This window comes from Mycobacterium sp. 1465703.0 (assembly GCF_001672975.1).
Classification (GTDB): domain Bacteria; phylum Actinomycetota; class Actinomycetes; order Mycobacteriales; family Mycobacteriaceae; genus Mycobacterium.
In genome coordinates, this window is record NZ_LZKU01000066.1 from 21,880 (window position 1) to 46,288 (window position 24,409).

The 24,409-nt window shown below is 64.4% G+C and carries 25 protein-coding genes and 2 pseudogenes; 19 read left to right on the plus strand and 8 right to left on the minus strand.

The genetic code is table 11. The features are described 5' to 3' along the window. Positions 1-709: 709 nt before the first annotated feature. Genes A5625_RS05935 through A5625_RS05945 form a run of 3 tightly spaced genes read left to right on the plus strand, consistent with a single transcriptional unit; the run spans position 710 to position 4,214 of the window. Positions 710-1,861, plus strand: a complete 1,152-nt coding sequence (locus A5625_RS05935) for a caspase family protein (protein ID WP_066990185.1) — start codon at positions 710-712, stop codon at positions 1,859-1,861. Then, a complete protein-coding gene (locus tag A5625_RS05940) occupies positions 1,858-3,159 on the plus strand; it encodes a hypothetical protein (RefSeq protein ID WP_066990105.1) in 1,302 nt (433 codons plus the stop codon). Before A5625_RS05935 ends, A5625_RS05940 begins: the two co-directional genes overlap by 4 nt. Beyond that, positions 3,156-4,214: a ComEC/Rec2 family competence protein gene (locus A5625_RS05945; protein WP_066990108.1), complete on the plus strand. Its 1,059-nt coding sequence runs from the start codon at positions 3,156-3,158 to the stop codon at positions 4,212-4,214. The genes A5625_RS05940 and A5625_RS05945 overlap by 4 nt, the downstream gene beginning before the upstream one ends. 416 nt (positions 4,215-4,630) lie before the next feature. Here the strand turns inward: A5625_RS05945 and A5625_RS05950 are convergent, their stop codons facing one another. Continuing rightward, positions 4,631-5,740, minus strand: a complete 1,110-nt coding sequence (locus A5625_RS05950; RefSeq protein ID WP_066990113.1) for a patatin-like phospholipase family protein — start codon at positions 5,738-5,740, stop codon at positions 4,631-4,633. Positions 5,741-6,383: 643 nt separating this feature from the next. Here A5625_RS05950 and A5625_RS05955 point away from each other — a divergent pair. From A5625_RS05955 to A5625_RS05965, 3 genes are read left to right on the plus strand one after another with little or no spacing between them, the layout of a single operon-like run. After that, a complete protein-coding gene (locus A5625_RS05955) occupies positions 6,384-7,412 on the plus strand; it encodes a hypothetical protein (RefSeq protein WP_156747982.1) in 1,029 nt (342 codons plus the stop codon). Next, a complete protein-coding gene (locus A5625_RS05960; RefSeq protein WP_066990119.1) occupies positions 7,405-8,010 on the plus strand; it encodes a GTP pyrophosphokinase family protein in 606 nt (201 codons plus the stop codon). The genes A5625_RS05955 and A5625_RS05960 overlap by 8 nt, the downstream gene beginning before the upstream one ends. A gap of 56 nt (positions 8,011-8,066) precedes the next feature. After that, on the plus strand, positions 8,067-8,402 hold the full coding sequence (locus A5625_RS05965) for a hypothetical protein (RefSeq protein ID WP_156747984.1): 336 nt from the start codon (positions 8,067-8,069) through the stop codon (positions 8,400-8,402). Between the two features lie 583 nt (positions 8,403-8,985). On the opposite strand, the gene A5625_RS05970 is transcribed toward A5625_RS05965, so the two are convergent. The 4 genes from A5625_RS05970 to A5625_RS05985 form a co-directional block, all read right to left on the minus strand. Then, on the minus strand, positions 8,986-9,531 hold the full coding sequence (locus tag A5625_RS05970; RefSeq protein ID WP_066990188.1) for a TetR/AcrR family transcriptional regulator: 546 nt from the start codon (positions 9,529-9,531) through the stop codon (positions 8,986-8,988). A gap of 52 nt (positions 9,532-9,583) precedes the next feature. Continuing rightward, entirely contained in the window at positions 9,584-10,414 is an 831-nt protein-coding gene (locus A5625_RS05975; protein ID WP_066990126.1) for a thioesterase family protein, read from the minus strand. Beyond that, the gene (locus A5625_RS05980; protein ID WP_066990129.1) at positions 10,411-11,247 is read right to left on the minus strand and encodes an SMP-30/gluconolactonase/LRE family protein; all 837 of its coding nucleotides are present in this window, start codon (positions 11,245-11,247) and stop codon (positions 10,411-10,413) included. Before A5625_RS05980 ends, A5625_RS05975 begins: the two co-directional genes overlap by 4 nt. A gap of 73 nt (positions 11,248-11,320) precedes the next feature. Next, positions 11,321-11,797 (minus strand): polyketide cyclase, encoded by a 477-nt coding sequence (locus A5625_RS05985; RefSeq protein WP_066990132.1) that lies wholly within the window; start codon positions 11,795-11,797, stop codon positions 11,321-11,323. 131 nt (positions 11,798-11,928) lie between these two features. Here A5625_RS05985 and A5625_RS05990 point away from each other — a divergent pair, with 131 nt between their 5' ends. Genes A5625_RS05990 through A5625_RS06000 form a run of 3 tightly spaced genes read left to right on the plus strand, consistent with a single transcriptional unit; the run spans position 11,929 to position 14,903 of the window. After that, positions 11,929-12,810, plus strand: coding sequence for an acyl-CoA thioesterase II (locus tag A5625_RS05990; RefSeq protein WP_066990135.1), 882 nt, complete (start codon positions 11,929-11,931; stop codon positions 12,808-12,810). A 15-nt stretch (positions 12,811-12,825) separates the two neighbouring features. Further along, positions 12,826-13,746, plus strand: coding sequence for an LLM class F420-dependent oxidoreductase (locus A5625_RS05995; RefSeq protein ID WP_066990140.1), 921 nt, complete (start codon positions 12,826-12,828; stop codon positions 13,744-13,746). Beyond that, complete coding sequence (locus A5625_RS06000) at positions 13,746-14,903, plus strand: acyl-CoA dehydrogenase family protein (RefSeq protein ID WP_066990143.1); 1,158 nt, start codon at positions 13,746-13,748, stop codon at positions 14,901-14,903. Before A5625_RS05995 ends, A5625_RS06000 begins: the two co-directional genes overlap by 1 nt. On the opposite strand, the gene A5625_RS06005 is transcribed toward A5625_RS06000, so the two are convergent. Both A5625_RS06005 and A5625_RS06010 read right to left on the minus strand, forming a co-directional pair. Continuing rightward, positions 14,887-15,573 (minus strand): DUF427 domain-containing protein, encoded by a 687-nt coding sequence (locus A5625_RS06005; RefSeq protein ID WP_066990146.1) that lies wholly within the window; start codon positions 15,571-15,573, stop codon positions 14,887-14,889. The two genes, A5625_RS06000 and A5625_RS06005, sit on opposite strands and share 17 nt — an antisense overlap. Before the next feature lie 34 nt (positions 15,574-15,607). Further along, entirely contained in the window at positions 15,608-16,096 is a 489-nt protein-coding gene (locus A5625_RS06010; protein ID WP_066990149.1) for a helix-turn-helix domain-containing protein, read from the minus strand. An 89-nt stretch (positions 16,097-16,185) separates the two neighbouring features. Here A5625_RS06010 and A5625_RS06015 point away from each other — a divergent pair, with 89 nt between their 5' ends. From A5625_RS06015 to A5625_RS06060, 10 genes and pseudogenes are all read left to right on the plus strand, one after another. Next, entirely contained in the window at positions 16,186-17,106 is a 921-nt protein-coding gene (locus A5625_RS06015) for an NAD(P)H-binding protein (RefSeq protein ID WP_066990152.1), read from the plus strand. A 54-nt stretch (positions 17,107-17,160) separates the two neighbouring features. After that, positions 17,161-18,330: a CaiB/BaiF CoA-transferase family protein gene (locus A5625_RS06020; RefSeq protein ID WP_066990155.1), complete on the plus strand. Its 1,170-nt coding sequence runs from the start codon at positions 17,161-17,163 to the stop codon at positions 18,328-18,330. Between the two features lie 160 nt (positions 18,331-18,490). Further along, positions 18,491-19,054, plus strand: a complete 564-nt coding sequence (locus A5625_RS06025; protein WP_066990190.1) for a hypothetical protein — start codon at positions 18,491-18,493, stop codon at positions 19,052-19,054. 4 nt (positions 19,055-19,058) lie between these two features. After that, a complete protein-coding gene (locus A5625_RS06030) occupies positions 19,059-19,763 on the plus strand; it encodes an NIPSNAP family protein (RefSeq protein WP_066990159.1) in 705 nt (234 codons plus the stop codon). Further along, positions 19,763-21,001, plus strand: coding sequence for a cytochrome P450 (locus tag A5625_RS06035; RefSeq protein ID WP_066990162.1), 1,239 nt, complete (start codon positions 19,763-19,765; stop codon positions 20,999-21,001). Before A5625_RS06030 ends, A5625_RS06035 begins: the two co-directional genes overlap by 1 nt. Position 21,002: 1 nt before the next feature. Then, complete coding sequence (locus tag A5625_RS06040; protein WP_066990165.1) at positions 21,003-21,971, plus strand: zinc-binding dehydrogenase; 969 nt, start codon at positions 21,003-21,005, stop codon at positions 21,969-21,971. A gap of 7 nt (positions 21,972-21,978) precedes the next feature. Next, the gene (locus A5625_RS06045) at positions 21,979-22,737 is read left to right on the plus strand and encodes an HpcH/HpaI aldolase/citrate lyase family protein (protein WP_066990168.1); all 759 of its coding nucleotides are present in this window, start codon (positions 21,979-21,981) and stop codon (positions 22,735-22,737) included. After that, positions 22,734-23,135 carry a nuclear transport factor 2 family protein gene (locus A5625_RS06050; protein ID WP_066990171.1) on the plus strand — a complete coding sequence of 134 codons (402 nt, stop codon included), beginning with the start codon at positions 22,734-22,736 and terminating at the stop codon, positions 23,133-23,135. Before A5625_RS06045 ends, A5625_RS06050 begins: the two co-directional genes overlap by 4 nt. Beyond that, on the plus strand, positions 23,132-23,860 hold the full coding sequence (locus A5625_RS06055) for an SDR family NAD(P)-dependent oxidoreductase (RefSeq protein ID WP_066990174.1): 729 nt from the start codon (positions 23,132-23,134) through the stop codon (positions 23,858-23,860). The genes A5625_RS06050 and A5625_RS06055 overlap by 4 nt, the downstream gene beginning before the upstream one ends. Continuing rightward, positions 23,857-24,270 (plus strand): annotated as a pseudogene (locus A5625_RS06060) (alpha/beta hydrolase fold domain-containing protein); the annotation flags it as partial. The gene A5625_RS06055 and the pseudogene A5625_RS06060, both read left to right, overlap by 4 nt. A 42-nt stretch (positions 24,271-24,312) precedes the next feature. Here the strand turns inward: A5625_RS06060 and A5625_RS30530 are convergent. Beyond that, positions 24,313-24,402 (minus strand): annotated as a pseudogene (locus A5625_RS30530) (alpha/beta hydrolase fold domain-containing protein); the annotation flags it as partial. Between the last annotated feature and the right edge of the window lie 7 nt (positions 24,403-24,409).

A 24,409-nucleotide genomic window follows, 5' to 3' on the forward strand; every position in this document is an offset into this window, starting at 1 on the left:
ACCGGCAAATTTTTGCAGCATGCGTCCGCCATCCATTGGACGGATATGTTCAGGTGGGTCGGCAGACAGCAAAGATCAGACGAGCGAGAGAAATTGGCGGGAGAGGCTAGGTCGGCGGTACTACGTTGACGGGCCGTGCCCTCAGATAGCGCCGATAATCCCCCAATTATCGGTTCTTCCCGCCGGTGGTCAATGAAGCCGAACAATCGTTGTTCGGTCTCCGAAGTTGCGTGGCGGGTTGGAATACGGCACCCGGGTCAACGAAGAACCGTCTGTTTGTTTGGGGCAAGGCTGAGGGCACCAGGAGCTGCGCAATGGCCGCCCATTTCCGGTGACTCGAACCACTGTGAAATAGAACTTTTCCGGTTTCGGCCGTGCGCCCCGGCGCGCAACGCCGCGAATGGCCACGCGCCGAGAGGACTAGGTGTCCAGTACAGGGGTGCCCTTCCGAACCCTGCGGCGGGTTTGGTCCGACCGCAATCGGATCACAGCCCGCTGTGGGCGACGATCACCGACGTCGCTGATGGGCATTCGAAAATGCCGGCCCGATGAACGCCCCACTGCGTTCAGCATCCGATGTCCCAGCGCGACTCTCGGTGTGAACCAATCGCCATCTATGAACACGGGTGGCAGCTTGCAATTCAGCCCTTGAGCTCGGTTACCAGCGCGTATGCTCCTAGATGCCGACCCCGTGGGGAAGGAGAGGAATATGGCGAAGGCCCGTGATCTGATCTTCGAAGATCACAGTGTCGATCCTGGCACCCACGCTCTTGTAATCGGGGTTGGCAAATACCCGCATCTGCTCGGCGGAGGTGAACGGACCAGTCCGGATGCCGAGGGAATGAGACAACTAAGTTCACCTCCAATTTCCGCGCGGGCGTTCGCTGATTGGTTGCGCAACGAGTACCGATTCCCTGACAAGCCGTTGGCCAGCCTTGCGCTGCTATTGAGTGAGCAAGTCCCAGGGCCAGACGCCAAACTGGCGAACTCGAGCAACGTCGTCCAAGCCGTCCGAGAGTGGAAAGCGCGGGCTACCTCAAACCCGAACAATAGGCTGATCTTCTACTTCTGTGGACACGGGATATCCCAAGGCGAAGACATGGCCCTGCTGCTGTCGGATTTCGGCGCCAGCGTCGACAATCCACTCGACGGCGCACTGGATTTCCGACAGCTCGTCAGTGGCCTAAAACCCTGCGCAGCCAGTCAGCAACTGTTCTTCGTCGATGCATGCCGCGCCAGCACGGACACGATGATCGCGGGCTCCGGAGGTTCCGCCGGCGTAGTCCCATTACTGCCGCGAGGCAGGCCGAAGCCGCCGGAACTTCCTCCGATGGTTCCCATCACCTACTTCGCGACTTTGGCCGGATCCGACTCGCACGCACGCCCGAACCAAGCCAGCCTGTTTACGGACGCGTTGATCAAAGGCCTGCGCGGCGCGGGCAGCGACAACACAGACGACGGTAGCGGCTGGTGTGTCACTACCACACGACTGCAAGATGCGCTCAACCACTTCCTCGGCGAACCCACCTTCGCCGGACAGATGGCCAAGGTCCAGATTCCGGTGGCGACCGAACTGATAACCTATGACCTGCACAGTCTTTCCGGACAGCCAACGGTGCCGGTGTACGTCCGATGCCCGACGCCAGACGAAACTAAGCGTGCCCAGTATGTTTGCCTGCTCAAGCTCAACTTAGAGGAGAAAGCGAGACGGGAACCGGACGGAAAAGACGGCGAAAAGGTCTTCGAACTCCCCGCTGACGAATACCTCTTTATGGCGACTTTGGCCGCCGAGGACATCCGCACCAAGACGCTGACAATACGCCCAGTGTCTAGACGACTCGTTATGGGGGCGGAATCATGAGCTTCCTAGAAATCAGGGTCAATACGGAGACTAACTACAACGACCTTGGGCAGAGTGCGCAGCTCGCCGGTAACATCTATTCCGTTCACAACACCGGGGGGTCGCGCCGGGATGTCGTCCTGCCGATCGGCGATAACGTCGAACCCGTCACGTACGGCGTGGAGCCAGGGTGCTACGTGGTGGAGGCCGCGCTGCCATCCGGCCGGTTGCTTTCGCACGAGGTAGCTGTCGAAGCAGGCCAAACGGTGCCCGTGGAACTTGACGCCACCGATTCGCCGGACCCCGATCTATCGTGGCAGTACATCCTCGGCAACGTTGAGAGCGCCGGTGTCTACCACAGCGACGCCTCAGTCCCGGTGCCAAACTCCCGGAGTGCCCGAACGGCGTTACCCGGTCTCACCAGAAGACAGGTCGCCGATCACCTAAGCCTGCCGGGCGTGTGGTGTTCCGGGGAAGCCGGCAACGGGATCGGTTTCGCGGAGCTGCTCACCATTGCCGAGGATAAACCCGAGTCGGCGTTCTACCGCTTTACCTCGGCGCCGTGGGTGGATAAAAGGGGGGAGATCTGGCCATCGAGCGGGAACCACCCGGCATCAGCATTGTTCGAGTTCACCAGTGAGAAGTTCCCGGGCCTGGCGCCATACGCGACCGGCGGCCGGAGGTTCTTGCTGGTCGGTACTGAGGTCGGTCGATTCATAGTGACATTGCCTGTGCCGTGGGGTGATGTACGAAGGGGCCGGGAATCGGTCGTTGAGGTGCTGGTCAATGGGCGTCAAAGTCCATTCGGCAACCCCATTGCTGTAGCGGTGCGCGACTCGAGTCTAGGGGCCGGGCTCGGTTATTTGGCTAACGGTGCTTTGTCTCGCGCAGCGGTTTTGTTTGGCGACGTGGAGCACATGGTGTTCCTCAAAATGCAGAACCCCCTGGCCGCCGCTGCAGGTGCATACGTACTGGTGGGTACGGAGCTCAGCCAGGAGCAAATGCGCTGGGATGACTGGATCGACAACCTTGATAAATGGTTTCCGTTCATGAGTGATGGAGCCATCCTTCGCGCCGTTCGGCGCCTCCGAAGGGCGCGGACGAAAGACGATCTACAGCATGCCCGCAGAAGCTTGCTATACGCCGCTGGGCGTGGTGTGCCGATATTTACGCTAGGCATCAGCTGGCTCATCGACGGCTTATCCGAATTCACGTCCGATCCCGAATGTAACCAGGCTTTGTTGCAGGTTCGCCGGCTTTCCTGGCGCGTCGATATGCGCGAAGCTTTCGTGGTCGTCAGGGTCGGACCGTCGAGATGATCAAGCTGCATATGCTGCCCGCCGAAGACGGCGACTGCTTGCTGATGACCTACGGAGATCAGGCACGTACACGTCGAATGCTGATCGATGGTGGGCGCGCAACGACATACTCATCGATCAAGCAAACTCTGGCCGGGCTAGGCGGTGGGCCGATCGACGTGCTGGTGGTAACCCATGTTGACCAGGACCACATCCTGGGTGTGCTTGAGCTTTTCAACGATCCGGACGCTCCCGTGACATTCGCGGACATCTGGTTCAACGGATATGACCAGCTAAGAGACAACCCGTTCGAGAGCTTCGGGCCCGTTGATGGCGAACGCCTCACCGCCATCCTGGTCAAGCGTGATTTGCCGTGGAACACCGCGTTCGGAGGCCGTGCAATAGAGGTAGGACGCGAGTACCGGGCGTTTGACAACGAAGCGCAACTTCAGATCCTGGCTCCGGACCGAGAGGCCTTGGAAAGACTGGTGCCTATATGGGTCGAGAAGTGCCGAAAGCACGGGCTGCTGCCCGGCATCGCCGCGGAGGAACCGGAAGCGGACGACGGGTTTGAACGCTTCGGGGCGATGAGTGTTGCAAAGGTCAAACAACTCGCGGCAACGAAATTCGACCGTGACGACTCTGCAACGAATATGACCAGCATCGCCTTTCTCTTCGAATACGACGACACCCGGATTCTTTTCACCGGCGACAGTGATGCGCCGCGGCTAATCGAATCGCTGCAACCATTGGCAGACCGCGAGGTGGGCGGACGCCTACGTATCGACGCCCTGAAGGTCCCCCATCATGGTAGCCATCGCAATATCTCGCGGGAGTTATTAGAAATTATCGACTGTCGGCGATATTTGATCTCCACAAGCGGTGCTCGTCATCATCACCCGGATGACGTCGCGATGGCGCGGATACTGGAGTTCGGCGGTCCCAGCAAAGAGTTGATCTTCAACTATGAATCCCGCGCGTCCCTATGGCGCGACCAGAAACTACAGACTGAGTTTGATTACACCGTGACAGGGCCAGATGATGTTGACGGGTTCGTGCTCTGCGCATTCGGATAGTAGTTCGCAGGAAGGTTAAGCCGGCGACACCCAAAGTAGCCGCATGGCGGGCCTTCCGGCTCAGCTTGTTTTCCCAACGACATTTCTGCGGCTTACTCGAGTGTGGCTGCCGCGGAGCTGCTGAGTGCAGGTCGTCTGGCCGCGGCATTGGTAGATCCGGTGTGTACATAACTGGCCCAACTCGTGCGTGTTTCTGGGTCCTTGTTTCACGAATCCTGGTGGCTTGGTGAATAGGGAGCGGCGCTTTGCTGGTGTCGGGAGGGGTAGTGCCGCCGTGGCGGAGCTGACTGAAGACGCCTGACCTGCGGACCAAGCCCGAAGTCGATAAGTTCGTGGTCGCTGACAGCGGGCTCTCGCAGGCATGGAGACATACGCGTCGAGCGGCTCTGTTCCACGATGTGCTCCCGAACCCATGGCTAGGTCATCGCCGCCGGGTAGGGGAAGCCCGCAGGTTCGGCCAAGTGCGTGTCGACGTAGCTGCGCAGCGCGGAGTCCGCAACGGCGTAGCCCCAGTTGGCGATCTGGAACCGGGGCGTGGGTTTCAACTTGGCCAGCCGGGTACTGACCATCGCCAGCTGGCCTGCCTGGGCCGTGCTGATCGGCAGCGTCGCCGCGCGCAGCGGAAAGTCGGAAGGATTAGTGTTTATCGCCCAGAACGCTCCCGTCCGTTGGCCGCTGGCCAGCGCACTCATGATCTGGCGACGGCGCAGCCGTCGGACCTGTACATCGACGGTGCTCAACACACGTGTCGTGCCGCGAAGCCAATCAGTGTGTGGCCGTGTTGATTCGGGGTAGCTGCCTCCGCCATCGCTGACAAAGATCGACGCGCAATTCTTCATCACGGGCTCTAGCCCGAGGTTGTCATACACGCCGCCGTCGGTGAGCGTGATCCTCGGGCGTCCGGGGATATCCAGGAATGACGGCGAAAGCACCGGCGGGAACGCCGAACTCGCCGCGACCGCGTGCGCAAGCGCCAACGTCGGGTTCCTGATCTCTTCGGTGCGCCAATCGCGCATGTAAGGGCGGGAAAAACGCCACAAACTACCGTTGGTGAGGTTGGTCGCCAAGATGATGAACCGGGGTCCGCTTGCATCGGTGGGCAGATCCTGCAGAGTCGCGCCCTTGAATAAGTGCCGATCATAGAATTTCTGGACCCTGCGGGAGGCCCCGCCGGGTCGCAGACCGGTCAGGACCGCCCGCACATCGATACCGCGTCCGGCGAGATCCAGGATCGGCTTCTCGATGAGCTCACCGAACCGTTGTGCCACGCGCCCCGAATCGGTTTCAGCGAAGGCGAGTTCGGTCCACTGCCGCCCCAGCAGGCCCGCGATAATGGAGCCCCCTGACACCGATGCGACCCTGGTCAACGTCGCCAACCGGCCAACTTCGTTCAGGCGCCGCAATGCTCCAAGATGGAACAGCATCGCCCGGTAGCCGCCGCCGGAAAGGCACAGACCTACTCCACCTGACGGCGCAGTTTCGCGCGGATCGACCTCGTCGATGACGTTGGCATCGCCCTCAGACATCGCTTCCCCGGCGTTCTGTATGCACTGCTAGTATATTTTCTCATTTCAACTGAAGAAGTGGCAGCGAATACGGGAACACTCAGTCTTTGGCCGCGCGAGAGCCTTATGTACTGGCGGCAGTTTTCGTGAGGGTGGCTGTCGGGCAAGTTGTCGGCGACCCAGCTGCTGGGCCGCGGAGGTGCTTGTCCGGGCGATCGCAAATCCGCAACGGACCGGTTACCGCGCACGGTCGAGCCCACAAGGCACCGGTCAGCGTTGGAATAGACTGTGCCGGAATCAAAATCATGCGCGCGCCGAAGTAATTCCGATCGTGCGGTGCTTCGCGCAAGGTACACATTCTCTGACGCCTGGGATCGTAGATTTCAGTGATTTTGTACGTTCCGGAAGTGGCGCAGTCGGTGGTGTGCACCTCGGATAGCGGGGCTCGCCGCGGCCAGAAACCATGCGACGCGCAACGCCAACCGCACTGTCGGGAACAAGACCCCCAGGCAGTTTACTTCCGCCGTGCACCGCTTAATCTGGAACGCGGACGATACGAATTGAAAATTTGAAAGATTTGTCATACGTATTAGGCACGAAGATCCGCCGCACTTTGAGATTATCGGTGCCAAGTTCATAGTCTTCGCGTAGAAGGGAGAGCTAGGTGCCGGCAGGCCCGCTACTCTCGGTGTTCGCATACCACGTGTTTCCGCAGGAACAGACGTCGACCGCGGGCGGAGCTATCGCCCCGACAGCCGCCTTGGAGAACGCGTTGAACGCGACATTCGACACAACACAGGTGGCTACCGGACCGATGGTGACGTTACGCATCGATCCGACCAGCCCAACACGTGCACATGCCATTCGAGACGTCGCTCTGACAATCGCGTTCGCAGTCGACCCGCAGAAAGCGTCGGTCGTTTCGTCCGCAGCCAAGCTCGCCGCGCGACTTTGCGAAATCATGGACCATCGATCAAGCCCGGCCCTGCTTCTCCTATCCGCTCATGAGGGCACAACGAGGGGAGATCGCCGATTCATCATTTGGACATTTCCTCAACAAGAGGTGTTCAGCTTCTCGATGAGAGGCAGCACAACACGATTAGAGGTGGCGAACGCGTTCGCCCGGGAGTCCAATCTCCGCAAAGTTGCCTTTCTCGAAGGCAAAAACGTCCCAGCCGGAATGCTCAAAGCACGGGTACGCGACTTCCAAACGTCAGCCACCGAGCGCGCCGCCGCCGACTTCTGGATCGAGAAATTCCTTCACGCCCGACTCCAAATGGACAGCACCGAGGGGACCCGTCTGCTGGCCCAAGCACTGCGGTCGGTCTATAACGCAGCTGCAGGCGACGAGCAAAGGCAAGAAGAGCTCAACGCGGTGATCGCAGCAGTCAGGGTTGGGCGCCAACGGCGACTGTCGATCAATGAAGTGGCCCGCCGACTGAGCCCCCTATCCGGGAGCGCCTTGACGACGGGCATATCCGACGAAGAGAGTGCTGCGCTATTCCAACTCGACGCTCAAGCCTTCGACTCCCTGATCCAATACCGGCGGTTCATGCTTGAAGGCGGCGCGATCGTGTCGGCCCCCTTTTTTGAAATGAACCGTGCCGGAATCGAAATCACTGAACTGAATGGCAGACGCGGACTAAGACTTGAAGGCTTCATCATGCAGGAACGGGTGACCACACGTGGATGAAAAAACTATTGCAGAGACCTACGCGGCACGATCGGGGCTTCTCTCGGAACTTGCCGAAAAGCTCGAAAAGAAAACCCAAGCTGCGATTGTCGGGGTCAAGCATATCGACAGAGTAGTCTTCAGAGCGAAGGATCCGGCGTCCTTCACTAAGAAGGCACTCAAGCCCAAATATACTGCCCCACTGAGCGAAATCGAAGACCAGGTCGCAGGACGCATCATCACCTTTTTCCGTGACGACCTACCGATCGTTCGGGAACGCATAGAAAGATCCTTTGGCCCCGTGGAATACGTCGCAAAAGAGCCGGAAGAACCGGACGAGTTCGGCTACGAGTCTGACCACTACATTTGCGTGATACCACAGCATCTCATGCCCGCCGGCTGGGACCAACACGACGACATGCCCACGACTTTCGAACTCCAACTGCGCACCCTTTTCATGCACGCCTGGGCCGAGCCCCAACACAACGTCAATTACAAAGCCGCCGAGGGCATTTCTCGGGAATCCAAAAGAGAACTCGCATGGATCGCAGCGTCCGCCTGGGGTGCAGACCACAAGCTCAACGAAGTAGCGAACCGCCTCGGCTCCTTCAAAAACTAGTGCCTGAGAACACCGGCCGGATCCCTGACGATCGCGTCAAGTCCGAGAATTACGGAATGCACTACGACCCGCGCAACGAAAAGATCGTCGAAGCCGCGCGCGCCGTACCCGACGAAAAATGGAAGCAACTGCCGGTCGTAAACCTCCCCGCCCGAACAACTCTCGAGGCCAACGAGGACACCCTCAAAAAGCGGAGCATCGACAAAGTTGTCAACGGCGTCGAACCGTTTCGTGAGGGCTACGTGATCAAGCTTTGGCGTGATCAGGACGCTAAGTTGCACGTCGTCGACGGGCACCACCGGGTGGCGATGTACCACGCGCTGGGCAAAGTCGTACCCGTACGGATCATGGATGAAGCCGACTACATTCGCCTGATGGGCGAAGCCAAATGACGTGACGGGACATCGTCCGACCTACAACGCAGAACAGTCCGGCTGAAGGCAGAAGCCTGTGAGCTAACGGCAGTGACCTTAAGCCGGTGGTTCGGATAGTGAACATGTCGTAGGTACCGCGTTTCGTATTGGCCGCGCCGCATCAGTCGGCGTCTCAACCACTTTGGTGCGATGTCGGCTGGCGTTACCGCTAGTGGTTAGTTGGTTGAGTTAAAGGACACGAAAGAGGCAAAGTAGAGGCGGAGAAGCTCATCGTTCCCAAACAGACCAAAGGGTGAGAGGGAAGCCTCGATTGTGTTGTTGCGGAATCCGTTCCGATCGGGATCCGCCTCACCGCGGCCTCAACGAGCTGGTGCTTCACAGCTGGTCGCGTAACCACCTCGGCCAAGGCTTCCCGCTCGAATGACAGCCGCACGTACGGTCTGAAGATCGTCGACTCGCCTGGACGAAACTGCAGATCCACCGCTACGAGCGGTCCTGCGCGAGGACGGAGGCCGGCGGCAGTCCGAGGCTGTGCATGGGTCGCATGGGGGAGACGCTTTTGCCGCCGCCACGTTGTGTCGAACGCGAAACATCGAGTGATTCAACTGCCCTTGATCCCGACGGCGTGGCGCAGCTGCGCCAAGAACTGATCGGCGTCATCGCTTCGCACGATGTAGTGCGATATCGCAATCCGGATCACCGTCGCCGCTTTGACCGCCGCGTTGGGCCCGGGCAGGTGCCGCTGCAGACCTTCGCGCATCTGCGGGATGACCCAGGAGAACTGGGCGATGGTGTGCTCGGGCTCGACGTCGACCATGCGCACACCGGAGTACGAATGCTGGTATTCGACGATGAACCGCAGCACGGCGTCGAGCTTGTCCACGCCTTTCAGGCCCGCGGTGGCCTTCACCAGACCGCTTTCGAAGATCTGCCGCTCGTAGGCCGAAAACGCCGACAGCAGTTCCTCTTTGGACGCGAACCAGCGGTACAGCGTCGGGCGCGACACTCCCGCCTGGTTCGCGACGTCGGACAGGCTGAGCTTGGTCTTGCCGTTGCGGCCGAGCACCTCGGCGGTGGCCGCCAGGATCCGCTGACGGGTCGAGGTGTCGTTGTCGGCGATCGTTGTCGCCCGGGCCGGCTGGCTCATGATTCGAACTTTTCGCAGTATCGCCGAGGTGTCATGGTCATTCGCTCCCACGTTAGGCCCGCGGAGGGCGCCGGCGCACCAGCACCGACTGTTGGATGGCGCCGACCGCGCCCTGCTCGTCGAACAAGGTGCCGATCGTCGTGCCGATGCCGTCCGGCCCGTAGCTGGTCTCGGCCCGAATGCCGATCCAGTCGCCGTCGGGAACACGAAAGACATGCACTGCCAGATCGGTGTTGAGGAACGTCCATTTGGTGATGTCCAACTTGCTGCCGATGCCGTTGGCGCAATCGGCCACCGCGAACAGCCGTTCCAGCTGGGTCATCGACTCGCCGTTGACCAGGTCGACCGTGGGGTTGATCCAGGATTCGCCGGGGCCCGGGCTCAGCGGTTCGGTCAGCCACAACCACTCCAGGCTGTGCACGTAATTGCGGTCCCAGTCGCGCGCCCGCAGGTTGCGGTTGAAGGCCTCGGCTCGCGGCCCCGGCAGCGGCGCCGCGGCATGCGACAGCGACTGCGTGTCCTGCTGCTGCAACCGCCAACCGGTGGCGCGTGCCACCGGCCGCGGTGTGCCGTCGGGGCCCGGGGCCAGCATTTCGGCGCTGAGCAATTCGATTTGCTTGCCGGGGCGTTGGACCCCTGCACACACCCACAGATCACCCTCGGCCGGCACCCCGCCCAACAGGTCGATGACCACCCGGGACAGCCGGGTGTCGTCGCGCTGTGCACACCGCTCCAGCGCCCGGACCAGCAGCGCCGACACCGGCCCGCCGTGCTGGATCGCCGCCGACCAGGTGCCCCGCGCGAGGTCCGTCGCCCGGAACTTCTCGCCCAGCACGCCGACGTCGTCGGCCGCGTCGATCAGTTCGTAATAGGCGTCGGTCATCGGCAACCTCTCGGATCAGGGCAGGCCGGAGCGGGAGTGGTGACCGTGACGGCATCCAGCCGGGAGAGCCGGGTGCCGACCAGTCGCCGGGGATAGGCCTCGGTGCTGGACAACAGGAACAGCGTCCGGCCCTGCGGACCGCCGAGGGCACAGGCGATGGCGACCCGGTCGCCCATGTCGATGCGGTCGGTCACGGCGCCGCCAGCCACGATCCGCTCGAATTGATGGGCCAGCGTCATCGACGCCCACACCGCACCTTCGGCATCCAACGCGATGCCGTCCGGCGGCCCGTCCAGGCCGTCGGCGAAAATCCGGCGGTCGGACAATCCGCCGTCGTCACCGATGGAAAACGCGCTCAACCGCCGGCCGGTGGATTCGGCGACGATCAGCGTCGCGCGGTCCCGTGTGATCGCCATGCCGTTGGGGAAGTCAAGGTCTTCGGCCACCACGCTGGCGCTGCCGTCGCGGTCGAGACGAATGATGACTCCGCCGCGCAACGCCTGGCACCCGATGTAGGCGCGGCCGGCGTCGTCGATGACCATGTCGCCGAGATCGGCCGGCGCCAGGTCAGCGAGATCGGCGATGGTGACCACGGTTTCGCCGTCATAGCACAGTACCTGCCGCTGCTCGGTTGAAGCGATCAGCAGCGACCCGTCGGGGCGGAAACCCAAACCGGACGGCGAGTGACCAGGCAACGGCAGCGTGGTGAGCGATCCGCCCATGGTTGTGGTGTGGACCGCTTCGCCCAGCATGTCGGAGAACCACAACAGGCCTTCAAACCAGCGCGGGCCCTCACCGAAGCAGAAGCCGTTGGCCAGAGGCTCGGGGATCATCCGCCCCAGCCTTCGGCAAATCGGTCTGCTTTACAAAACACCGAAAAAGTGTCATGCACCGCGGGTGCTGGTGTCAATCTGCCGATCGGGCGAGCTCCCGCGCGACGGCCTCGTGATAGGCGTCGATCTTGGCCGGATTGGCCTGGAGGAACAGCTGGTCGGGAAGCGGGGCGTGTTTGTACGCCTCGATCGTCATGGTTCGGGAGAACAGCGTGATGTCCTGCCCGGGTCTGGTGAAGCGGTAGGAGACCGCGATGCGGCCCTCCATCCCGCCATTGCCGTCGCGGTCATGGCCCAGCCGACCGATCGAGGTGAACACGAACAGCGTCGGCCGCACCGCGGCGGCCAGCTGCCAGCTGAAGATCCGGTCACCGTCTTCACCGGCTTCCTCCCAGGTGTCACCGACTTTCAACGGGAGCTGCGGCAAGTTACCGATGTGCACGCTGCCGGGATAGGTCTTGGTCCAGTTCTGCGGGTTGGTGACGAAGTCGTACACCGTCTCGGCGGACTGCGTGAACGCGGTCTCTGAAGTGCTGGTCACGATGCCCAATTGGGTTGCCTCCCTGCAGGTTCCGCTAACCCATCGATCGAATGGGCCGGCGTCTTGTTAGCCAAGCTTTACAAATCCTACTCAAAGTGTCACGCTGAGCGCTGAGCTGCGAGCGCGAGAGGTGGAGTGGATTGACCACGGAATCTGAGCAGACTGAATGGACGGTGCAGGGCCTGCTGGATTTGTTCGACGTGCAGGCCGACGGAGACGACCGATTCATTGGTGAGACTGGCATCGCGGTGGGCGACGAACGTCAGGTGGTAGAGGGCACCCAGGTGCTCGCGCAGGCGATCGTCGCCGTGGCCAAGCGGTTCGCGGACAAGTCGGTGCGCTCGGCACATGCGGTCTTCTCGCGCGCGGTCATCGTCGGCCCGCCCATCGAACTCGTCCTCGACGTGGTGTCCGAAGGCCGCTCCACCGCCACCGCGGTCGTCGCCGTGCACCAGAACGGCCGGCGCTGCCTGAGCATCACCGTGTTGGCCGACGTCCCGACCGACGACGTCATCCGTCACCACCTGCCGCGCCCCGAGGTAGCCGCCCCCGCCGATGCGCACCATTCGCCGATGCCGATGGTCGGCCGCGAGCTGCGCCTGGTCGACGTCGTCGACGTCAACAGCCCCGACGAGGTCGGCCCGCCGGAGCTCTACGCGTGGCTGCACTACGACCCGATCCCGACCCGCGACGAGTTGGCCAAGGCGCTGCTGGCGTACTTCACCGGCCATCTCGGAATCTCCACCACCATGCGCGCGCACGAGGGAATCGGCACCGCCCAGGCGCACCTGACCGTGTCGACCGCGCCGATGAGCATCTCGGTTGCCTTCCACGAGCCGGTGGACTGGACCGGGTGGCTGCTCTACACGCACGAGAGCACCCAGGTCGGCGCGGGAATGTCGTATGTGCGCGGCACCGTGCACTCGGAAGAGGGCGAGCTGCTGGCCTCGTTCGCCCAGGAGGCGCTGATCCGTCCGCTGCGTACCAGCGACACGTCGATCGACGCCCGCGCACGGTTCTAAGCGCCGGGGGCAGCGATGCGGTTCACCATCACCCACCCGATGCACAGCCATCCCTACAACCGGGAGTTGGTGAGTGGCGACGGTATCGGGAAGGTGGCCGCGGCGAGCGAGGCGGCCGGGATCCACGGCTTCGGCTTCACCGATCACCCGGCGCCCTCCCAGCGGTGGCTGGAGGCCGGCGGACACGATGCGTTAGATCCGTTCGTCGCATTGGGTTTCGCGGCGGCGACGACATCCACGCTGCGGCTGATCCCGAACATCGTGGTGCTGCCGTATCGAAACCCGTTCGTGGTGGCCAAGTGCGGCGCGACCCTAGACCTGCTTTCCGGTGGCCGATTCACGCTCGCGGTAGGCGTGGGCTACCTCAAGCGTGAGTTCGCGGCACTCGGTGTGAGCTACGACGAGCGGGCTGAGCTGTTCGAGGAATCCCTTCAGGTGATCCGGGCCATCTGGACCGGTGACGATATCTCCTTTGAGGGCAAGCACTTCAGCGCACGTGGCATCACCGCGCACCCGCGGCCGGTCAGCGATCCGCATCCGCCGATCTGGATCGGTGGCAACACGTCGTCATCGCGCCAACGGGTGGCTCAGTATGGCGACGGCTGGTGCCCATTCCCCGCGCCACCGCAGCTGGCCCAGACGGCCGGCACCGCCGTGATCGACTCGGTGCCGAAGCTCGCCGAGGGCATCGACGATCTACGGCGCAGATGCGATGCGGCGGGCCGGGATTGGTCGGCGATCGACATCACGTTCACCTCCTTCGAGGGTGGCAGCCCCGCCAGTGACGACTTCAATGCCGAGGCGTATCTCGAGGGACTGGACAAGCTGGCGAAGCTCGGCGTGACGTGGGTCAGCGTCCACCTGCCCGGCGACAGCATGGCGCACGCGCTGGAGACCCTCGATCGTTTTCGTACCCTGGTGATCGACGCGGCCTGATGGACTTCTCCCGCGTCGAGCTTTCGCCCGAGGATCAGAAATTCTTCGATGAAACCCGGGCGTTCCTTGCCGAACACGTCACGGACGAGGTGCGCCGCCGTGATCGCGAGACCGGCGAAAACTTCAGTGAGCCGGTGCATTTGGCGCTGGGCGAAGCCGGATATCTGACATCGGATTGGAAGCAGGAGTCCGAAGGGGGATTCGACCCGGTACGCCGGCGAATCTTCCACCTCGAGATCGGTCGTGCCCATACGCCGTGGTTCCACTGGGGCACCACCGCGGTCGTGGCGCGCTTGGTGCAGCAATTCGGGGCGCCCGAACTCGTCGAGTCGTTGCTGCCCGGCGTGCTGTCCGGCGAGATCCGGCTGTGTCTGGGATATACCGAGCCCGAGGGCGGCTCGGACGTGGCCACCTGCAAGACCCGCGCGGTGCGCGAAGCGGATGGATCGAGTTGGGTCATCAACGGTTCGAAGATGTTCACCTCGAACGCGCAGAACGCCAAGTACGTCTTCTTGCTCACCAACACCGATCCCCAGGGGCCGAAACACAAGAACCTGACCATGTTTCTGGTGCCGCTGGATTCACCCGGAATCGAGATCCAGGGCATCCGCACGATCGACGGTGACCGCACCAACATCGTCTACTACAGCGATGTCCGCGTCGACGACCTCTACCGCATCGGCGAGGTCAACGGCGGCTGGACGGTGATGCGGTTCGCCCTCGACGCCGAACATGGCATCACTGACCCCGCAGACCATGGCTTGCAAAACATTTCGATGTTGTCCGAGCACGGCCACCTGATGGCCGAAGCGGCCGACGGGGTGGCGGCGCGCGTCGCGGGGATCGACGATGACTCGGTGAAATACCGGCTCGGGCGCAGCCTCGCCCGCATCGAGGCGGCGTTGTCGACCCCGGGCATGTACGGGCGCGTCGCGATCATCCAGACCATGCGTGACATCTCACCGGATTTGATGGATATCCTCGGGGCCGCGTCGGCATTGCCCACCGACACACCGGGTTCCGCGGACGACGGCGCGATCGAATTCATCTTTCGGCATGCGGTTCCCGCCGGGATCTACGGCGGCACCATGGAGGTGTTCCGCAACATGATCGCGCAGCACGAGCTGGGGCTCGGGCGTCCTAGCTACGGCCGCTGACCGGAAGTTCGGCCAGCACGTCGACGCGGGTGTCGTCGAAACTGAGGAATCCCTTGATCGGCACGCTTTCCGGCGGCGGACCGGGATAGCTCCAGGCGACGTCCTCGACGACATGCTCGCCCGATACGAACGACCAATACGTCGCAAAGCCTTTGTAATTGCAGTAACTGGTGGTCTCGGAGCGCCGCAGCAGATCGGTGCGCACGTGTGCGGGATCGACATACAGCCGCGGGGCCAGCGAGGTCTCGAAAAGAATCACCGTGTCGTCGGTGTCCACCAGCGTGGTGCCGGCGACGCGGACGCGCAGCCGGCGTTGTGTCGGGCGGCAGTCGACGCGGTGATACGGATTGGGCGGGTAGTGCACGAGTTTGCGCCCCTCTTCCAGCCAGGTATCGACGGCGTCCCAGGGCACCTGGACGAAACCTGGCGCCGCGGGTTCCGGTTCACTCGGTAGGTCGCCCACCTCGTCGGCGGCGAAGACGTAGCTCAACGGCCGACCCCGCCGGTGCACCATCAGCGCGCCCTCGGTGTCGATCACCAGACGCCCGTCCTTGACGGCCTGCACGCGCCGCGGATGTGGTTCGACGTACACGACGTCGTCGGGTATTGCGGGTGAGAAGTGCCCCGCCGGATCGCTGCTGAGCGGACCACGCCCGGCCACCAGACTCATTTTTCCTCCCGGTTGGTTAGCCCGCTCTACCCAATCACGAGGGACGCCGTCGGGTGGCGGCACGCTGTATCCGAATGTCGGTCGACCGCTTCCCGGGTGTCTTGGTATCCGCGGTCACCCGCACTTTGACGGGCCGCCCGGTGTCGGCGTCGACGAACGACAGGGGTGCCGAGCCGTCCTGCAGATGGGCGTCCCCCCACTGCACCAGTGACATGAACACCGGCAGGAAGTCCTCCCCGGCCACGGTTAGCCGGTACTCGTCGCGGGCGCGCTGTCCGGGCTCCTGATAGGGAACGCGCGCGACGATGCCCGCCGCCTCGAGCTGCTTGAGCGCCCGCGACACCGCCGGCGCCGACGTCGCGATGCGTTCCATGAAATCCTCGAAACGCGTTGTGCCGAAGAATAATTCACGGACAACCTGAAAGGCGGTCTTGGTGCTGAGCAGTTCGAGGACCTTCGACATCGAACAGCCCTCGCCGATCGACCACTGCCGGCGGTCCTGCAGCCGGTTCTCGAACTCCATCACGGTCCCCTTTGGCTAACGCTTGCATTATCCAGCATATCGTGGTTGCATCTTACTAACGGCATCGTTACTCAGCAAGGAGTCGGAAAATGTCATCGAATCAGCTTTTCCTCATCACCGCGGCGACCGGCAACACCGGGGCGCCAACCGTCGAGCTGCTATTGAAAGCCGGACACCGGGTGCGCGCGTTCGTGCACCGCAGCGACCAGCGCTCCGAGGCACTGGCCGCCCTGGGCGCCGAGGTGGTCGTGGGCGATCTGCTCGACTTCCACGCGGTCAGCGCGGCGATGCCGGGGGTCGACGCCGCCTACTTCTGCTACCCGATCGCCCCGGGCAACCTGCTGCCGGCCACGGCCATCTTCGCCCAGGCCGCCAGCGAGGCGGGCGTGCGGGCGGTGGTCAACATGTCGCAGATCTCGGCGCGTCGCGAGGCGAAAAGCCATGCTGCACAGCAACACTGGATTGCCGAGCGACTGCTGGACCGGTTCGCCTTCGGCACCACGCATCTGCGTCCGACGTTCTTCGCCGAGTGGCTCAAATGGCAGTGGGCCCGCAGCGGCGACGAGGGCTTCCTGCGGCTGCCGTTCGGCAATGGGCGGCACGCTCCGATCGCCGGGCGCGATCAGGCCGGCGTCATCGCCGCCATCCTGCAGAACCCGGCCCCGCACCGTCGCCAGATCTATCCGCTGGTGGGCGCCGAGGAACTCGACCACTACGGCATCGCCGAGCAGATGTCGGATGCGCTCGGCATCGCGGTCCGCTACGAGCCGATCGGCATCCCCGCCTTCGCCGCGGCGCTGACGGCGCAGGGTCGGCCGGACTTCTTCGTCCAGCACATCAGTAGCGTCGCGCAGGACTACCAGGACGGCGTCTTCGCGGGTGAGAACAACCTTGTGGAGGTGATCAGCGGGCACCGGCCGATGACCGTCGGCGACTACGTCGACGCCAACCGCGCCGCCTTCGACCACGACGGCAGGTTCGCGGTGCGCGACCAGCGCGTGGCGAGCTGACGAAATCGGGGGGATGCGCGCGCCTCTACTCGCCGACAGGGTAGGAACTTATCCATGGCGGGACCGGTAGCAGGCGTCAAAGTCGTCGAACTCGGAGTCTGGGTGGCCGGCCCGGCCGCCGGCGGCATCCTGGCGGACTGGGGCGCCGACGTGATCAAGATCGAACCGCCCACGGGTGATCCGGCCCGCATGTTCGGCCGGATGCTGGGCTGCGACCTGGGGCTCAACCCGCCGTTCGAGATGGACAACCGGTCCAAGCGCAGCGTGGTGTTGGACCTGGGCACCCAACAGGGTCGCGATACCGCGTTCGAATTGCTCGCTGACGCAGACGTTTTCCTGACCAACGTGCGACCCGGTGCGCTGCAACGTCTCGGTCTGGACTTCGAGCCGGTGTCTGCGGCCAACCCCCGCCTGGTCTATGGGCTCATCACCGGCTACGGCGAAACCGGGCCCGACGCCGACCGTGCCGCCTTCGACGTCGCCGCGTTCTGGTCGCGGGCCGGGGTGGCCCACCTGCTCACCCGGCCCGGCGACACGCCCCCGTTTCAGCGCGGCGGCATGGGCGACCACTCCGCCGGCATGACGATGGCCGCGGCCGTGTGCGCGGCACTGCTCGCGCGCGAGCGCACCGGGACGGGTCAACTGGTGACCACCTCGCTCTACCGGCAGGGCGCCTACACGGTGAGTTTCGATCTCAACACCTATCTGATGAGCGGCCAGCCGATCGCGATCGGCCAACGCGAAACGATGGGCAACCCGTGCATGAACAACTACACCGCCTCCGACGGGCGGCGGTTCTGGATAGTCGGCCTGGAGCCCGAGCGGCATTGGCCGGCGCTGTGTCGTGCGGTGGGGCGACCCGAGTGGCGTGACGACCCGCGGTTCGCCGACGCCCGTGCCCGCGCCGTCAACTCGGCCGCACTGATCGCCGCGCTGGATGACATCTTTGCGACGCGCCCGCTCGACGAGTGGGCGCACGTCTTCGCGGGCGAACCGGATTTCTTCTGGTCACCGGTCAATTCCCTCGAGGACGTCGTCGCCGACGAGCAGTTCCATGCGGCGGGCGGCATCGTCGACGTGCCCGACGGCAAAGCCGCCGTGCCGATGGTGGCGACTCCGGCGGACTTCCATGGGACGCCGTGGGCACCGCGTTCTGCGGCACCGGAACTCGGGCAGCACACCGCCGAAGTGCTGGCCGACCTCGAGGCGCGGCGCGGTTCCTGACGGGCGCTGAGAAGCTTTACAAATTTCACCTGAAGTGTCACGCTGTCGGGTGAGTCGCATCGCCCGACGCGTGACGCGGCTGCAGCCCGTGGGAAAGCCCATGACAAGCGCTTGAGACCCGCCCGCGAACTCGTGGCGGGTGGTGGTGAGGAATGAATCGATGGTCGCTCCAACGTTCGAGATCAGCAAGAATGGTGCCGCGGAAAAAACCCGCGCGAACGGCGAGGGCCTTCGTTATCGACTCGACGTCGTCGCGGCCAGCGCCGTCGATGTGGTGCAATCGGCCGGCGGTTGGCTGTATGACCGGGCGATGGCCGGTTGGGAAGTGACCGTGCTGCTCCCGCAAGGCTGCGATACTCGGCCGTTGCGAATCCTGGGGGTGCGGGCAGCAGACCTCGAGTCGGCGCTCGTCGCGCTGGGGGCCGGCCCGACGAGCCTGGCCGTCAGCGCGGACGCATTCAACGCCGACGCCCGGGTGCGTGACGCGGTGCTCGAGTCGCTGGACAACCGGCTGACCGAGGTCGCCTTGTGGGGTGAGGGTTGGCCGCTGGGCGTGAACCGTGTGACCACCCGTGCGCAGCACCTACTCAGCGGTGCGGCCCGGATGTTCAAGGGCTATGCGCTTGCGGCTGCGGGCATTCCGGGCACGACGGTCGGCGCCACCGAGACGCTGCTGTGCGACGTGGGTTCGGGGGCCGACTCAGAGCTGATCCGGCTCGACTAGCCCGATGAAGAAGTACTACCGACACACCCTGCTCTATTTACACGAGACCATCTCGCTGGGATCCGGGCGCAGCGACCGGTTCACCGAGATCTTCGCCGACACCTACCAGCCGATGATGGAGCAACTGGGGGCGCGGTTGTTCGCGATCTGGGAATCCACGCCCTACAACGGTCACTGGCCACAGGTGACGGTGATCTGGGAGATCGACGGGTTCGCCGATTACGCCAGGATCGGCGCCGCGCAGGCCCGCGGCGGCAGCCACGAGGCCGCGTCCGGCAAATGGGCCGCGTTTCTGGCCGATAGCGGCGCCTCGGGGGAGGGCCGCATCATGTACCCCGGGCCCAGCAACAGGACGCTCACCCAGCTGCAAGAGGCGAATTTCACCGCGCCGCTGGTGATTCAAGAGATCATGCAGACCAAACCGGGGCGCCAGGACGACTACATCCGCGAACTCGAGCGCCTCTATGTACCGTGGTCGGAGCGCACCGGCAAGCGCTGGCTCGGCTCGTTCACCACGACCTTCCGCTACAACGAAGTGATCCACTACTGGGCGCTGGACGGCGGCTGGGACTGCTTCGCCGAACACTATCCGTCGTGGAAAGAGAGTCCACCGGCCGAGATCGTCACCTGGATGAGCGTGGCGCCCGCACTGCGTGACGGCTGGGAGGATTCCATCCTGCAGGCCCTGCCGCCGTCGCCGCTGCAGTGATGGAGCAGCGAAACCCCGTGGGCGCCGGCGACTTCAGCTACGACCCCTTCGACGCGGCGGTCATGGCGAACCCGTTGCCGTACTACCGAACCCTGCGCGACCAGCACCCGGTGTACTACATGCCGCAGTGGGACACCTTCGCACTGTCACGCTTCGAAGACATCTGGAATGTGCTGGAAGTCAACAACGGCACGTTCGTCGCCTCGGAAGGCACGCTGCCGCCGGCATCGGTTCTGGCACAACACAACAGCGGCCCGGTCGATGACCCGCCGCTGCACCCGCTGCCGTTTCATGCCATGTTCGACGCGGACCTCTACGGCGAGATCCGTCGCACCCACTCCCGGCCGTTCCGGCCCCGGGCGGTCGCGGACCTGGAGGCCAGGATCCGCACGCTGGCCAACGAGCGGCTCGACGCCCTGCTACCGGGCGGTTCATTCGACCTGACCCAGGACTACGGTGGCATCGTGGTGGCCGCCATCGTCTGCGAACTTCTAGGCATCCCAACAGATCTCGCGCCGCAGGTTCTTGCCACGGTCAATGCGGGCAGTCTCGCGCAGCCTGGCGTCGGTGTGGACACCGGACAAGCGCGTCCCAACTATTTCGAGTATCTGCTGCCCGCGGTTCAGCGTCGCCGCGCCGATTCATCCGGTGGGCCGCTCGACGTGGTCGACGGCCTGCTCGGTTATCACCTGCCTGACGGCAGCGCGCTCGACGACATGGAAGTCGCCACCCAGATGCTGTGCATCTTCATCGGCGGCACCGAGACGGTGCCGAAAATCGTCGCCCACGGTCTCTGGGAGCTGCGCCAGCGGCCCGACCAGTTGGCCGCCGTGCGCGCCGATGTCGAGAACAACGTACTGGTCGCGCGTGAGGAGATGATCCGATTCTGCGCTCCGGCGCAGTGGTTCGCGCGAACGGTGCGTAAGCCCTTTGAGATTCACGGTGAAACCCTGCGCCCGGGCCAGCGCGTCATCACCCTGCTCGCGTCGGCCAACCGCGACGAGCGCGAATACCCCGAACCCGACGAATTCATCTGGGACCGGCCCATTCGCCGGTCGCTGGCGTTCGGGCGCGGCCAGCACTTCTGCATCGGATACCACTTGGCGCGGCTGGAAGTGGCTGTGCTGCTGGCCGAATGGCTCCGCCGGGTGCCCGATTACGCGATCCAACACGAAGCCGCCACCCGGCTGCCATCCAGTTTTCAATGGGGATGGAACAACATCCCGGTGGAGGTCTGACGTGTGGTCCTACCGGCTCATCGCCCCGTATCAGTTCGAGCGGACCATCATCGACGACAAGACTCCCGAGTGCCTGACCGACGGGCAGGTGTTGCTGCGGTTCATGGCCGCGGGTGTCTGCGGCAGCGACCTGCCCGCTTTCCGCGGCGCGAAAGGCCGGATCCCCGGTGACGACGGCCGCAGCGGGCCCGAGAAGGACGGCTTTCCCATCCACGAGGTCGCCGGCGAGGTGATCGCCAGCCGGCATCCCGCACACCGTCGCGGGGATCCCGTGGTCGGCTGGGCGTCCGGGTTCGACGGTCTGATGGAGCGCGTTGTCAGCAGCGGCGACGGGCTGGCGCCGTACGATCCGGCGCTGACCCCCGCGCAGGCGGTTGGGCTGCAGCCACTGGCCTGCGTCCTGTACGCCTGCGAGCAGCTTGGCGACCTGGCCGGCCGGCATGTGGCGATCATCGGCCAGGGGTCGATCGGCCTGCTGTTCGCGTATGTCGCCAAGGCGGCCGGCGCGCGGCACGTCACCGGGGTCGACCCGATCGACCGCCGTGATGTGGCAAGGGCATTCGGGGTCGACGACCCGGTGCGCGCCACCAGCGACCGCTGGGCGAGTCAGCTCGGGTCTTCCGACCGCGCCGACGTCGTCATCGAGGCCGTCGGACACCAGGTCGCCACCCTTAGCCACGCCATCGACGCCGCCGCGCCCGGCGGCACCGTGTTCTATTTCGGCGTCGCCGACGACGACATGTACCCGATCAACATGCGCGCCATGTTGCGCAACAACCTGACCCTGAAATCCGGTGTGACGCTTGACCGACGGCGGATGCTGGAGCTGGCGAGCAAGTTCGCCGCCGAGCATCCCTGGCTACTGGGCGCCTACCTCACCCACACCTTTGGTATCGACGAGGTGCAAGACGCCTTCGAGCTGGCCTGCCGACCGGTTCCCGAACGCATCAAGATCGCGATCGCCGAATGAGTCGGCCATGACAGAGGTGTCACCGAGCGATCTGCAGCTGGCGCTGAGCCGCAAGACCCCGATCTTCGGCGGCTGGGTCACCGGCCCGACGGTGCTAGGCCCCGACGAGTTCGCCCGCGCCGGTTACGATTACGTAGGCTTTGATGCGCAGCACGGCTATCTCGACGACGCAGACACCGCCGGCATGTTGCGTCGTATCGAGCACGTGCCCGTCGGCACCGTGGTGCGGTTGCCCAACGCCGACGCGGCACCGATCGGGCGGGTGCTGGACGCCGGCGCCGATGCCGTCGTCATCGCGATGATTGAATCGGCGGACCAGGCGGCCGCGGCGGTGGCCGCCACCCGCTACCCGCCGAGGGGCGTGCGCAGCTTCGGTCCGCTGCGGGCCAGTCTGGGGCACGACCCCGCCGCCCACGAGTCCCGGGTCAGCGTGTTCGCGATGATCGAGACCGCGGCCGCGCTGTCCGGCATCCACGAGATCTGCGCCGTCGACGGCCTGACTGGAATGTACGTCGGCCCTGCCGATTTGGCCCTCTCGCTGGGCGCGGACGTCATCGGAGCCACCCGTCATCCGGAAGTGCTCGACGCGATCGTGCGCATCCACCGCGCGGCGTCGGACGCCGGGCTGGTCACCGGCATCCACGCCGGCGACGGCCAGACGGGTAAGGCCATGGCGCAGCTGGGATTTGGCATGATCACCCTGGCCGCCGAGTCGCAGGCGCTGCGACGTGGTGCCGCCGAGCACCTACGCGAGGCGACGGAATGACAGGCGACGACGAGGCGCGGATCCGTGAGCTGCTCGCCGGTTACGCCTTGGCGCTTGACGCCGGCGACGTCGACGAGTGCGCGCAGCTGTTCGCACCCGACGGCGAATTCCTGGTCTATGGAAAGACGTTCGCCGGACATGATGCTATCGCCGGTATGTTCCGGGATGCCGCGCGTGGCCTGCACCTGACCGGCAGCGCGCAGATCGAAGTCGACGGAGTGTGCGCCACGGCCAGGTCGCAAGTGTTGTTCGTCCGTGCCGGTGATCTGCAACTGCGGCCAGCGCTCTACGACGACCGGTTGACCCGTATCGCCGGGCAGTGGCGCTTCGCGCGGCGCCGCTGCCGCTTCATCACCAGCACCGGATTGGCCGACACCCCCGAGGTGAGCCCAGCATGAACCGACGTGTCGCACTCGTGACCGGCGCCGCCGGCGGGCAAGGCTGGGCGATCGCCGAAAGATTGCGCGCCAAGGGTTTTTCGGTGGCCGCGTGCGATCGGCGGACCGACGAACTCGTCTCCGCGGTCGGCCAAGCAGGTGACGAGGGGCTGATCGCGGTCGGGCTCGACGTCACCTCGCCACAGCAGTGGGACTCGGTCGTCGAACACGTCGTCGACCGCTTCGGGTCGTTGAGCACGCTGGTCAACTGCGCCGGCGTGCTGCATCGGGCATCCCTGACCGACGAGACCGCCGAGGGCTTCGAAAACTCTTGGCGGGTCAACTGTCTGGGCCCATTCCTCGGCATGCGCGCGGTGCTGCAGCAGCTACGGAAGGTGCCCAACGCGTCCATCGTCAACATCTGCAGCACGGGGGCGATCCGGCCCTTTCCGCAGCACAGCGCCTACGGCTCGTCGAAATGGGGACTGCGCGGCCTGACCCAGACGGCCGCGGCCGAACTCGCTCCCGCCGGTATCCGGGTGAACGCAGTCTTCCCCGGCCCGATCGCGACGACGATGCTCGACGAGCCCACCCAGACCCGGCTGGCCGCCGCGTCGATGTTCGGCCGGATCGGCGAGGCCGGTGAAGTCGCCGACGCGGTGGCCTTTCTGGTCTCCGACGAAGCTTCGTTCATCACCGGATCCGAGCTCGTCATCGACGGTGGGCAATGCCTGCAAATCCGATGACCGAGCTGGACGGCGCCGACCGGCTTGACCCCGCGCTGCGCGCCGTCGCGACCGCCCGAACTGAATTCTCGTTGGCTGCAATCCAACTCACCCGCGAGCCGTTCAACGAACGTCGCCGGCTGGGTGTCGAACAGACCGATGCACACGGCGTCGGAATCGTCGAGGACAGCGTGCCGACCGAATGGGGCGGCGTCAATGTGCGGATCTACCGTGGCGGGCCGAAAGACCGGGCACCGGTGGTGGTGTATTGCCACGCCGGCGGTTTCGCGCTGGGCAACCTCGACACCGATCACCGCCAGTGCGTGGAGCTCGCGCGCCGCGGGCGCTGCACGGTGGTTTCGGTGGACTATCGGCTGGCTCCCGAGCATCCCTGTCCCGCCGCGCTCGAGGACGCCGGCGCTGCTGCCCGCGACGGCCACGCGTGCCGGATCGACTGCGAGTTCACCCCCATTCGCCGCCACCCACCGCAGCACAGCGCCGGCGTCCTCGAGCGCGGCGGGACAGGGATGCTCGGGAGCCAGCCGATAGTCCACCGAAACCACCGTGCAG